Genomic DNA, 12,451 nt, shown 5'->3' on the forward strand with positions numbered 1-12,451 from the left:
CTGGTTATTTTGTTACCAGCGTGTCGAGAAAACGAACAAAATTACGGCTACGTGAGTGCTTAAAAGTTCATTTAATCGTCACACTTACTTAGATATTTATCGCTAACTATCTTGACAAATCCTGTTTAAAAGGGAACGAAACAGCCCTGCTTTCCAAGGGGGGAAAATATAAATCCAGTTCCCTCCCCTTACTAAGGGGAGGGTTAGGGTAGGGTTCTTTTATTTGGGGCAATTCTGGTACTTGTGTGTACACCGTAGCGCGAACGTAGAGGGAACTAAATTCTTGTTTCTCCTCCTCGCGAGCGAGGAGGGGATTAAGGGGTGGGGTTCTTTATATACATCTTTATATTAAATTGGTATTAGGTTTAAAATTACGCAGACGCAAAGCATTTGTGAGTACGGAAACCGAACTAAAAGCCATCGCAGCACCTGCAATAATTGGGTTGAGTAACCAACCGAAAAATGGGAAAAGAATACCCGCAGCAATGGGAATTCCCGCAACATTATAAATAAAAGCAAAAAATAGATTTTGGCGAATATTCCGAATCGTTGCGTGACTAAGTTGAATTGCAGTCACCAAACCCCGTAAATCACCAGAAATTAGGGTAATATCGCTAGCTGCGATCGCAACATCTGTTCCCGTACCAATGGCAATCCCTACATCAGCTTGAGCAAGTGCTGGTGCATCATTTATACCATCACCTACCATCGCCACAATTTTTCCTTCTCGTTGCAACTCTTTAACGGTAGCGGTTTTTTGTTCGGGACGGACTTCAGCGAGGATACGTTTTATACCTACTTCCTGGGCAATGGTTGCTGCTGTACGGTGATTATCTCCCGTGAGCATGACTACTTCTAAACCCATCTTTTGCAAGGCTTTTATAGCTTGGATGGATGTAGGTTTAACAGCATCAGCAATACCCATTAATCCTTGAATTTTACCGTCAACCGCGATGTAAATTGCAGTTTTTCCGAGATATTCTAAGCGTTCTTTTTCTGGTTCCAAAGATTGAGTATTTATATCCAATTCTGACATCCACTGTTGCGTACCAATTTGTACTAGATAGTTATCAACAATACCCTGTACACCACTACCTGTTAAAGATTGGAAATTAGACGTAATATTAGATGTAATATTAGATGTAATATTAGATGTGAGACCTTGGGTTTTGGCATATCTGACAACCGCTTCTGCTAGGGGATGTTCAGAATTGCGTTCCACAGATGCAGCTAATTCTAATAATTTGATTTCATTACTGTTTGTAGTTCCGTTGACAGTAATAAAATCCGTAACTGTGGGTTTACCTTGGGTAATAGTTCCGGTTTTATCGAGGACAATTATTTTGATTTGATGGGCTAATTCCAAACTATCAGCACCTTTAATCAAAATACCATTTTCTGCACCTTTACCCGTTCCTACCATTACCGATGTGGGAGTTGCCAAACCCAACGCACAAGGACAAGCAATGATTAATACCCCTACTGTAGTAGTTAAAGCGATCGCAAGATTACCCATGATATTAAACCAGATAATGAAAGTTAGGAGTGCGATCGCAATCACTACAGGTACAAAAAATCCGGTTACTTGGTCTGCTAATCTTTGTATGGGTGCTTTGCTTCCTTGAGCTTGTTGCACGAGTTGGACTATTTGCGCGATAACAGTATCTTTTCCTACTCGCGTAGTTTTAAATTTAAAGCTACCAGTTTTGTTAATAGTTGCTCCAATTACCTCATCTCCAAGCTGTTTCTTCACCGCGACACTTTCACCCGTCACCATAGATTCATCAATAGTCGATGTGCCATCAACTACCTCGCCATCTACAGGAATCTTCTCCCCAGGACGAACTAAGATTACATCATCAATTTGCACTTCTTCTATTGGGATATCGATTTCTTGTCCATTACGAATTAAACGGGCAGTTTTTGCTTGCAAACCTATTAACTTACGAATAGCTTCCCCAGTTTGTTTTTTTGCACGACTTTCTAATAACTTACCGAGTAAAATCAAGGCAATAATCACCGAAGACGCTTCATAATATACATCTGCTCTTAAACCTTGAGAGATAAATAAACTAGGAAAAAAGGTCGGAAATAGTGAATAAATAAATGCCGTACTAGTTCCCAATGCCACAAGAGTATCCATCGTTGCAGCATGACGTTTCAAGGCTTTCCATGCATTGGTATAGAAAGATAAACCACACCAAAACATCGGGATTGTGAGTATCAATTGCACCCATGATTCATGTAACCACATAGGAATAAATGGTACATCCAACCCTGTCATCATTGGTATGGAACCAATCACAATTATCACACTGAGAATTCCCGATACAACCACCTTACGGGTTAATTCACGGGTTTCTCTGGATTCCCTACGCTTTTCTAATGTATCCTGCTCTGCTGTGGGGTTTTGTTGTTGCAACGGGAAAGCAGAATAACCAGCCTCATTTACAGCTTCTTGGATAGCTTTTACATTAGTTTTTCCAGAGTCATATTCCACCATTGCCAATTCTGCACCAAAATTAACAATACATTCATTGACACCGATTACAGAAGCGATCGCTTCCTCAATACTTCTTCCACAAGAAGCACAACTCATCCCCCGTAACTTTAGTGTAGTTCTTTCCATCTCTCACCTCCTACTAAAAAAACTCCGCGAACCTCTGCGTTTAACTCCGCGAACCTTTGCGTTGAAATCTAATATTTAAGAACATCACGCAACAGAGTAACCAGCATTGATAATTGCTTCTTTGATTGCTATTTCAGATACTTGAGTTTCAACACTGACTAACTTGGTTTTTGCATCAGTTTCAACCACAGCATCAGATGCTATCGCTTTTATCGCTGCTGTAATCGTCTCACCACAAGCAGAACAAGCCATATTGGGAACTTTTAATTGAAGTGTCATAACCACCCTTTAAATAACTAACTAATCCCATTGTGAAGTCTCCTGTCCACTGGAGAGTCAAGGGGGTAACGAGATTTTTACTTGAAATTATCCATATCAGCAACAAGATTCACAGCAAAGCCAAAATTTCATCCTGATTTCATTTTTGCTTGACAAAATAAGTATAGGTTCCCCTATTCAGACTCGGCATTGCTGTATTTATCCAGTCAGGAAATAATATGAAGAAATTATTGATTGATATAATTAATATATGTGCTATCACCACAATGCTAATTATCCCCTCTGGATATGTCAGGGCAAATGATGATAACGGCAAACTTCCCCATGTAGATAGTAATTCTCAATTCCCTCAAACAAAATGGAGTAATGTCAGACAGAGCTTACAGGTACACATTCCCAAAAATAGTCAAATTGTCTCTCAAATTAGTATCGTAATCCCAGAAACGGTAAGCTGGAGTAATAAAATTAGTGATGTTGTTGTCACAGGAAATAAGATAGAGAAAGCCAATACAAATATCTCTATAAATGAGAAGATTATAGTAATTAGCTTTAAGCAAGCTTTACCTCCTAATAGTAAGTTAGAAATTGATATTAAAAATGTTAAACAGCCTTTTCTGGGTAATGGTCCAATCTATCGTCTATTTACTAAATTTATTGGAAGTAATGTAGAAATACCGATAGGTTTAGCAAGATTTCGTGTTATATAGATAAGCATATAAAAAGATAAGCAAATACCAATTTCAGAGCTAATCGCAAGCCATAGATTACATCCGAGGTATAGTCAGCTAATTTGAATATGCGAGTATTACTAGTCGAAGATGAGCCAGATTTGGGAAATGCGATCGCACGTACCTTAAATCAACATAAATATATAGTCGATCATGTTATCGATGGTACCGAAGCATGGCAATATTTAGAATATAGTTCCGTAGAATATACTGTCGCCATTATCGATTGGATGCTTCCCGGTATCAGTGGCATAGAGTTGTGCCAAAGAATGCGATCGCAAGGAAATTCCCTCCCTGTCTTAATGTTAACTGCCAAAGACCGGATGGAAGATAAAATTATTGGGTTGGATGCTGGTGCTGATGATTACTTAGTCAAACCATTTGGTATGGGAGAATTACTGGCAAGATTGCGGGCTTTGCAACGTCGTTCCCCTCAATTTCAACCCCAATTACTTACTGTTGGTAATCTTAGTTTGGATTATAGTCGTAGTGAAATTATCAGTCAAAATCAGACTGGAGAACAACAGGTAATTTTTTTAACTAATAAAGAATTTCAACTGCTGGAATATTTTATGAAGCATCCCAATCAAATTTTAACCACTGACCAAATCCGCAATCAATTGTGGGAAATAAATGCAGAAACAGGTAGTAATGTAGTGGCAGCACAAATACGTTTACTGCGTCGCAAATTAACTTCGAGCGGTTGTCATAACCCGATTGAAACTTTGCACGCTTTGGGATATAGATTTAATTCTACTAATGAATCAAAATAAACTTTTTCGACTAACTCGTATTCGTTTAGCTCTATACTACGTTGTTGTCATGGGTTTAATTTTAAGTGTATGCGCTTTTGGTTTTTATCGAGCCGTATTTAATGCCCATGTTGTTGGTTTAGATAATGAAATTGAGTCAGTAGCTGGGACATTACACGACAGTCTCGAACTCAAATTAGCAAAACCAGGTATTTTGGCACCAATTGCCCAGCAGTTATTTCCTAATATAGAATTATGCAATATTCAGGGAATTTGTATTCAACAACCACTAGACTCTCATCGCCATTTTTTAGGTATAGTGACCAAAAGTAATTACTATGTACGTTTTTTTGACAATTCCGGAAAAATAATTGCTATTGCTGGTTCCTATCCTCAAGGATTATCTACTATTTTCAATTCCAAAACTTGGCAATTTATTCAAGGTAGTAATGGTCAAGATTTTCATCAAATCACTGTAGTTTTGCATACCCAAAATTATCAAAGTTGGGGCTATCTGCAAATAGGACGTAGTTTAGAAGAGTTTAATCGCTATCTCAACAGTGTCAAATTAACTTTAATATTGGGGTTGCCATTTGCAATGTTGATGATTACTGCTGCAAGTTGGTGGTTGTCAGGATTAGCAATGCAGCCGATTTACCAATCCTATCGGCAAATCCAACAATTTACAGCCGATGCCGCACACGAATTACGAACACCATTAGCAGCAACAAGTGCAACAGTTGAATCAGCACTTTTAATGCCACAAATAGAGGAAGAAGAAACACGAGACATTTTACAAACTATACAACGCCAAAATCAGCGACTGACGACTTTAGTTACTGATTTACTGATGTTAGCGCGTTTAGAGAAACAACCAATTAAACATCAGGAATTATGTTGTTTAAATGATATAGTCAGCGATTTAGTTGAGGAATTTGCCGCAATGACAACTACAGCAGATGTAAGATTAACCTATGTAATACAAGTACATCAACCTGTAAATATTATTGGTAATTCTGACCAGCTTTATCGCTTACTTTCCAACTTGATTATAAATGGGATTCAATATACACCCAAAGGTGGGAAGGTGACATTATTTTTAGACAAAATTGATTACTACGCAGTCATTCGAGTGGAGGATACAGGGATTGGTATTCCTAAAAATGAGCTTCCACGTATCTTCGATCGATTTTATCGAGTCAATAGCGATCGCTCTCGTAGTACTGGTGGTTCTGGTTTGGGTTTAGCGATCGCACTAGCTATAGTTGGGGTAAATAAAGGTAAGTTAAATGTGGAAAGTGAGTTGGGTAAAGGTAGCACTTTTACAATTCAATTACCTTTAAATATTACACCCCTAAAAGTAGGTTTTCAAATTTTTCATTGAAAAGGTTGTATAGCAACTTATTTTAACCTTTCTTCCTTGGCGTTCTCTGCGCCTACCTACGGAAGCCACTCCGTGTGGCGGTTTAAAATATTGAATAGCTTAGTCTTAACTGAACCGTATTGAACTATATCCTCCTATTGCGATCGCAACTTGATATCCTGGGTAGTCGGTTTCTGGAAATTCACTGTAGTACTTTGTTTTTTCGCCTTCAATACCTCAGCTTTCATCTTTTTCGATAACCTATAGCCCTCAGGTAACTCAGTCGTTGGCAACCCTAGTAAGCTATCAAACATAAATGCTTCTCGATTGAAGTCTAATCGAGCTTTTATAGAAACAAAGTATTTATCAGGTTGCGATTCCGAATCTTTACGATATCTAAAAGGATTCACGATAGCATCGCGCCAGAATAAAGGTGCATGAATTGCTTTCAATAATTTACACTTTCTCACATCATCAAGTTTTTTAATCCGCTTCTTAAAATCTTCATTATAGTTTTGCAAAATTGTAATTACTGGCGTTTGACAAACCGGAATGAACTGCCAAATACCACGCAATAAAAACTCATTATCTTTTAATTGCTCGAATAACCCTTCTTTACGTTCGTTTTCAATTGCTAGAACCTGAAAAGATAATTTGGCGGCTTCATCACGTTTAGGGAAATGTATAAATCGTGGGTATACAATGATTCTATTTACAACATCAAATTTAACGCAAGCACTAACATCTCGTTTCTTAAAGAAAAGCTGGAACTGTTTACCCGCAACATCTAATTGATATCCTTGTTCTTTATCCAAAATTACTCGACCACTAACTATACCAACTGCTTGATAATAGTTTTCTTGCTGAGGTAATTCAGTAGCTTCTGTTTTCTCTGGCTCAACTTTGATTACTTTTTTAGGTTTGAAATCAATTATTTTTTTAGGCTTTATAGTTTCCATTCTTTATACCCATAAAATGTAAATTATCCATTGCATCGACTTTGAATCACTCTCAAAGTACTGGTTTAAACTTGTAGATAAGCTGTTCCGCATTTAAATCATATAATCTAAATTATTATACTTCTTGTGGGGTCGGCATCCCTGCCTGCCTTGATATATGATTTAGGTGCTTTTTAGCTTAAACCATTATTTCAATTCTGGAAGCTAAATTATTAGCTACTACCACTTTACGATTATTTACGCAAAAGAAAAATAGCGATCGCTAAAACCCATCCCCAAAGTCTACAACCTCGGATCGACGGGTTCGCTTTCCAATGCCAATATCCCAAATACACATTCGTGTACCTGTCGCAAGGGTTTTTTTGCCACAAATCTTTCCAATGCCTCCACTCCCAAAGCAAATTCTCGCATGGCGAGGGAACGTTTGTGTGATAATCCTCGATGACGCAAGCGATCGCAATTTTCTGGGCTGTCATATTCGGCACCATAAATTATTCGCAGATATTCTTTACCACGACATTTAACGGCTGGTTGAATAATCCCCTTATTTCCCCTAACTATATATTCTAGTGGCTTTACAACGATTCCTTCCCCTCCTTCTGCGGTCATTTGTTCCCACCAACGAATACCCTGGTTTTTACCCTCAATATCAGTCAAATCGATAACTCTGTAGTTGGTTTCCATTAATAATTGTGGATTTGTTTGGGCAATTTTGGCGATTTCCTCCATGTGCCAGATGTGGGTTTTATCGGTATGTACTGCCCCTTCACTTGCTAAAATATGAAATGGAGCCAATTTAATATCGGAAATATCGTTGACATTCCAGCAGTAACGACGGTAAGCATCGACGTATAAATTCGCCATTTCTGCCCGTTGTGTGTAGTTGTTGAGTTGGGAAGATATATCTACACCACGGTTTTGTGTTTGTTGAAGAAGTGCGATCGCATTTCCTAAGCTTAACCGGGATGAGATTCCCACGGGTGCATATTGTTTGGTTAATAATCCTTGGGCTTTTGCTGTCCAAGGTAGTAATTCGCAGTCGAGACATACCCAATCGGTATTAAATGTTTCCCAAAAGTTACTATCGCTGAGTGCGGTATTCAAACGAGCTAGTAATTCGGTTTCCAAATTCTCGTCATTGAAAAACTTCCTTCCGGTACGGGTATAAATAATCCCGATTCCTTCATTAATTACACCAAAACGTCGATTTGCTGCCAATTCATCACGACAAACCACAACTACAGCACGGGAACCCATATGTTTTTCTTCGCAGATAACCTCCGTAATTCCTTGGTTTTGGTAGTAGGCAAAAGCTTGTTCTGGACGTTCCAAATATCCCGGTAATTGGGAAGTTTCCACAGGAGACATGGTGGGGGGAAGGTAAATTAACCATTTGGGATTAGCTGCAAACCGACTCATGACTTCCAGTGCGGCAATGCTATTCTCTTCCCGGATGGTGATATTATTCTGCAAACGGGTATTGATTATGCGTTTGCCCAGGACATCTTCGATATGCAATACATCATCGATTTCTTGCTGTGCAGTTCTGTTGCTACCAATACCCAAGGGTTTGACGGGTTCGCAATAAACTTTCGCTGCATCGACAGAAACCAATTCTTTTTCGGGATAGCGCAACGCAGTTAACTTACCACCAAAAACACAACCCGTATCAATATCAATCGTATTATTCAACCATTCCGCTTCCGGTACGGGGGTATGTCCGTAGACTACCATAGCATCACCACGGTACTCGCTCGCCCAGTTAAAACGCACAGGTAAACCAAATTCATCAATTTCCCCCGTTGTTTCCCCATACAGGGCAAATTCCCGCACTGCTCCAGAACCTCTTCCCTGCATTTCTTTTTTCATCCCTGCATGGGCAACTACTAAGTTACCACCATCAAGTAGGTAGTGACTTACTAGGGAATCGAAAAATTCCCGCAATTCTTTAATAGAGTTTTCGCGGATATTTTCGGGGATAGCATCAATTTCCTCTAGACTTTGCTCCAAACCGTGATTTACACGCACATTTTTACCCCGAAGTTTTCGCAGTAATTTATGTTCGTGATTTCCAGGAACGCAAATACCTGTACCCGCTTGTACCATGTTACGGACAAGTTTTACTGTATCGAGAATCCGATTTCCCCTATCGACTAAATCACCTAAAAATACTGCTTTTCGTCCTTCGGGATGGGAATAGGTAGGAAAATTCCAGAATTCCTCTGCTTGGGTAGGGGGGTTTTTCACATATCCGAGTTTTTGCAATAAATTTTCGAGTTCATCACAACATCCGTGGATATCCCCAATAATATCAAATGGTCCTTTTTCATATTTACGATTATTCCAAAGTGGTTGACGTTCAATTTCCAGGTTATTGATGTCTTCCAAGGAATTTAAAATATGAACGTAGCGAAAACCCTCTCTTTCTAATCCTCGCAAACTTCTTCGTAATGCTTGGGTATGTCGTCTAACTACGTGGGAACCGAATTGTCTATCTGAACGTTGGGTATTTCGTTGGTGACAAATTTCTTCGGGGAGATTGAGTGCGATCGCAACTGATAAGAAATGATATTCCCGTGCTAGTTTAATATATTCTTTTCTATCTTCTGGTTGGACGTTGGTGGCATCAATTACGGTTAATTTTCCTGTTGCGAGTCTTTTGGCAACGATGTAATGGAGTAGCTCGAAAGCGTCTTTTGATGCTGATTGATTATTTTCATCATCTGATACTAAACCACGACAAAAGTCTGATGAGATGACTTCAAATTGTTGGAAATAGTTGCGGGCAAATGTAGATTTTCCGGAGCCAGATGCACCGATTAATATGATTAGGGAAAGTTCGGGAATGGTTATTTTCATTTCGTTTTATGTTTTAATCTGTTTTTTAACGCAAAGTTACACTGAGGTTAACGCGGAGTTTCGCTGAGAATATATGGAGGAGAGGAATGTGTGAATAAATTGGCTATATTCTTCTTTCATTGGTAATTCTAAATCGCGTTTGATTCTACGTCGAATTGTTTTAACGCTTTGTTCTGTTTGGGGATTAAATCCATCTTTCTCGTATTCTTCCCAATACAATCCTGTGCCACGTTTTTGCCATTTTGGTAAATCATTAAAATTAATTCCATGTTGAAATAAAAGCTCGTTTTTGTCAGCTATAGATAATCCTGACATCATACTGGTTGCTTGTCTGGCAGTTTTTCCATCTCCTCGCAAACTCCAGTAACAGTGAGCATTGAGTGCATTCCGATTTGCGTCTTCATTTCTCCAGCGAAAATAATTGACGACTTCGGTAATATTGGGAAGTTGGGAAATTCGACAATCAAAGCAAGCAATGTCTCCTAAAAGTAAAGATAATTTAGCACTAGCTTCACCAGCTAAAACTGAATTTAATTTACGTTCTTTCCTGCTAAAAGTATCTTCATAATTGGCAAAAAGTAAGGATATTTCATCGCTTTGGGTATATCCGTAAATAATATCAATACCACAATTCATTAAATGCTCTACCGTATCCAGCATCATATCTCGAAATTTTTCATCGAAGGGAGCTTTAAATTTATGCACTTCTTTAGTAAGACGTGTAAAACTACGTCCATCTAATCTTGCGACTACATATAAACCCGGTAATACACAATGGTCATGGGCTGTTTCAAATACCCGCATTCTCGTATCTAATTCGTCAAATTTCACGCTGCCACTCCTCTATTTGGAAAGAGTTATTAATATCGAGTTTCACAGAATAAATTGCGTCAAATCCTTCTTCCCAAGTTGGTAATATCAACTTTTTATGTGTTCCTAATAGTCCAGATAGGGGAATATTTTCTTTTCCTTGGCGCTGGTTATTTCGTTGTTTACATTCCTCCAAGGGTGAATCAAAATAATAGGCTTTAATTTGGAAATAATTTGCTTTTGCAGGTGCAATATAGCGACTTCTTTCTTCTGGTGTAGGATTAGTATTATCTACGACAAATGACTGTTTACCTTCGATACATGCTTGGATAAATATTTGTTCGCGATGACGAGTTTTGAGCATGTCAAGGTTGAGACGTATGTGAGTATTGAGAAAATTTTCTCGGTAAAACGTTGATTTACCGGAAGCTTGAATTCCGACAAATATTATTGCTTCCATAGATATTATTTAAATCTAGATTATTGAGACCTAATTCTGTTTAAATAATGCCATTTGGGTTGGAGAACCAACTTCCATATCAATATCACCAATCGGTTGAAAAGATACTGTATAACCAAATTTTTCTGCAACTAAATTTGCCCAAGTTTCAAATTCTACCCTTGTCCATTCAAAACGATGGTCTTTATGTCTTAATTTCCCTGCACTCAGGTTTTCAAATTTGATGTTGTATTCAATATTTGGTGTAGTAACTATTACTAGCTTAGGATGGGAAAATTCAAAAATTACTCTTTCCAATGAACTTAAACGGGGTAAATCCAGATGTTCAATAACTTCAATTAAAGTTACCGCATCATAATTTTTAAACCGCTTATCTTGATAGGTTAATGCACCTTGAAAAATCTGTAATTTTTCCCATTGATTTCGAGGTAAATGTAACTTATCTATTCGTTCCTTGGCAATTTCCAAAGCCCGGTAAGAAACATCTACACCAGCGATTTTATCAAAGCATAATTCCTTTAACAAATATCGTAATAGAGTTCCTTCTCCGCAACCCATATCTATTATTTGTTTGACATTATTCGCCTTCAATGTATCCACAACCGTTAGCATTCTTTGTTTATTTAAACTCAACGGTTTCTCGATCGCAATCTCTTCTTCCGTTTGTGCGAGTGCGATCGCATCAGGGTCAAAATTATCTGTTTCTGCAAGTTGTGCTAATGCTTGACGGGTAAGGTTTCCGCGACGTTTGAGGTAGCGACTGGTAATTTTTTCCTTAGCTGGATGGGTATTTAACCAACCTTCACCATGACGTAACAATTTTTCAACTTCGTCTTCCCCTACCCAGTAGTGTTTTTCGTCATCAAGAACGGGAATAAGTACGTAGAGATGACTGAGAAGTTCTGATAACGGAATCGTATTTGCGAGTTCGACTGTGTAGTATTTACTGTTTCCCCATTCGGGAAATTTCTCATCGAGTTGGTGGTTTTCTGCAATGACGGTATAACCAAGTGGTTCAAATAATTCCCGGAGAATTTCTTCCCCTCCCCAACAGGGAACAACACTCATTTTTGCCGTCAAGGGTATGGGAGTTTGGACAAGTTCGGGTTTATCTTTACATCTTCCTCCCATTGCCGTACTGAAGACGTGGGACATTGCTACACTAAGGAATGACGAAGCTACATATGGTCTATCTGTAACATAATGTTCTAGGGTTGCTCCCCTTCCCCGTACTAGTTTGATGGGGTTGATATCCAGTAGTAGCGCTGCTGTACAAAGGGTTTCGCTAGCTTCGGGATAAAAAATATGTGCTTTCCCGAAAGAGAGAGGAAATGATTGACACTTATCGGGATGTTTGTGGAGCAAATAACCTAAGTCAGTTGCTGGTTGGTTTGTGGTAGAAATTGTTAGTAGCATGAACTTTCAAGACGGTTCACGTCGGTTTTGTTTTTATTTTCTACAGTTGTAACCTATTCTTTTACGGAAAATAAAGTTTTACGGGAAAAAATATTACAAAAAATCAATCCTTTCTCACCATTAAAATTAGAAACTGCGATCGCACTTTTCAATCTACGGTTATTTTAGACGATACCTACAGTAAGCTCCGCAATCA

General features: G+C 38.5%; 11 protein-coding genes. 4 read left to right on the forward strand and 7 right to left on the reverse strand.

Annotated elements, in window-relative coordinates; genetic code table 11:
- Positions 1 to 343 precede the first annotated feature (343 nt).
- Together CK510_RS17105 and CK510_RS17110 are read right to left on the reverse strand one after the other, a co-directional pair.
- Positions 344 to 2,629: a heavy metal translocating P-type ATPase gene (locus CK510_RS17105; RefSeq protein ID WP_095722861.1), complete on the reverse strand. Its 2,286-nt coding sequence runs from the start codon at positions 2,627 to 2,629 to the stop codon at positions 344 to 346.
- Between the two features lie 84 nt (positions 2,630 to 2,713).
- Positions 2,714 to 2,908, reverse strand: coding sequence for a heavy-metal-associated domain-containing protein (locus CK510_RS17110; protein ID WP_095722862.1), 195 nt, complete (start codon positions 2,906 to 2,908; stop codon positions 2,714 to 2,716).
- A 218-nt stretch (positions 2,909 to 3,126) separates the two neighbouring features.
- On the opposite strand from CK510_RS17110, the gene CK510_RS17115 reads away from it, so the two are divergent.
- From CK510_RS17115 to rppB, 3 genes are all read left to right on the forward strand, one after another.
- On the forward strand, positions 3,127 to 3,615 hold the full coding sequence (locus CK510_RS17115) for a DUF2808 domain-containing protein (protein WP_095722863.1): 489 nt from the start codon (positions 3,127 to 3,129) through the stop codon (positions 3,613 to 3,615).
- A gap of 89 nt (positions 3,616 to 3,704) precedes the next feature.
- Positions 3,705 to 4,409, forward strand: a complete 705-nt coding sequence (gene rppA / locus CK510_RS17120) for a two-component system response regulator RppA (protein ID WP_095722864.1) — start codon at positions 3,705 to 3,707, stop codon at positions 4,407 to 4,409.
- Complete coding sequence (gene rppB / locus CK510_RS17125; protein ID WP_095722865.1) at positions 4,396 to 5,772, forward strand: two-component system sensor histidine kinase RppB; 1,377 nt, start codon at positions 4,396 to 4,398, stop codon at positions 5,770 to 5,772. Before rppA ends, rppB begins: the two co-directional genes overlap by 14 nt.
- 134 nt (positions 5,773 to 5,906) lie before the next feature.
- Here rppB and CK510_RS17130 read toward each other — a convergent pair whose 3' ends face one another.
- From CK510_RS17130 to CK510_RS17150, 5 genes are all read right to left on the reverse strand, one after another.
- Complete coding sequence (locus tag CK510_RS17130) at positions 5,907 to 6,710, reverse strand: hypothetical protein (RefSeq protein ID WP_095722866.1); 804 nt, start codon at positions 6,708 to 6,710, stop codon at positions 5,907 to 5,909.
- 282 nt (positions 6,711 to 6,992) lie between these two features.
- Positions 6,993 to 9,569 (reverse strand): polynucleotide kinase-phosphatase, encoded by a 2,577-nt coding sequence (locus tag CK510_RS17135; RefSeq protein WP_095722867.1) that lies wholly within the window; start codon positions 9,567 to 9,569, stop codon positions 6,993 to 6,995.
- A 36-nt stretch (positions 9,570 to 9,605) separates the two neighbouring features.
- On the reverse strand, positions 9,606 to 10,400 hold the full coding sequence (locus CK510_RS17140) for a tRNA(His) guanylyltransferase Thg1 family protein (RefSeq protein WP_095722868.1): 795 nt from the start codon (positions 10,398 to 10,400) through the stop codon (positions 9,606 to 9,608).
- Positions 10,390 to 10,839 (reverse strand): ATP-binding protein, encoded by a 450-nt coding sequence (locus tag CK510_RS17145; RefSeq protein WP_095722869.1) that lies wholly within the window; start codon positions 10,837 to 10,839, stop codon positions 10,390 to 10,392. The genes CK510_RS17140 and CK510_RS17145 overlap by 11 nt, the downstream gene beginning before the upstream one ends.
- A 30-nt stretch (positions 10,840 to 10,869) precedes the next feature.
- Positions 10,870 to 12,255 carry a 3' terminal RNA ribose 2'-O-methyltransferase Hen1 gene (locus CK510_RS17150; RefSeq protein WP_095722870.1) on the reverse strand — a complete coding sequence of 462 codons (1,386 nt, stop codon included), beginning with the start codon at positions 12,253 to 12,255 and terminating at the stop codon, positions 10,870 to 10,872.
- 27 nt (positions 12,256 to 12,282) lie between these two features.
- Between CK510_RS17150 and CK510_RS32840 the strand changes: the two genes are divergently transcribed.
- On the forward strand, positions 12,283 to 12,423 hold the full coding sequence (locus CK510_RS32840; protein ID WP_211293213.1) for a hypothetical protein: 141 nt from the start codon (positions 12,283 to 12,285) through the stop codon (positions 12,421 to 12,423).
- Positions 12,424 to 12,451: the final 28 nt, after the last annotated feature.

The organism is Brunnivagina elsteri CCALA 953 (genome assembly GCF_002289455.1).
Classification (GTDB): domain Bacteria; phylum Cyanobacteriota; class Cyanobacteriia; order Cyanobacteriales; family Nostocaceae; genus Brunnivagina; species Brunnivagina elsteri.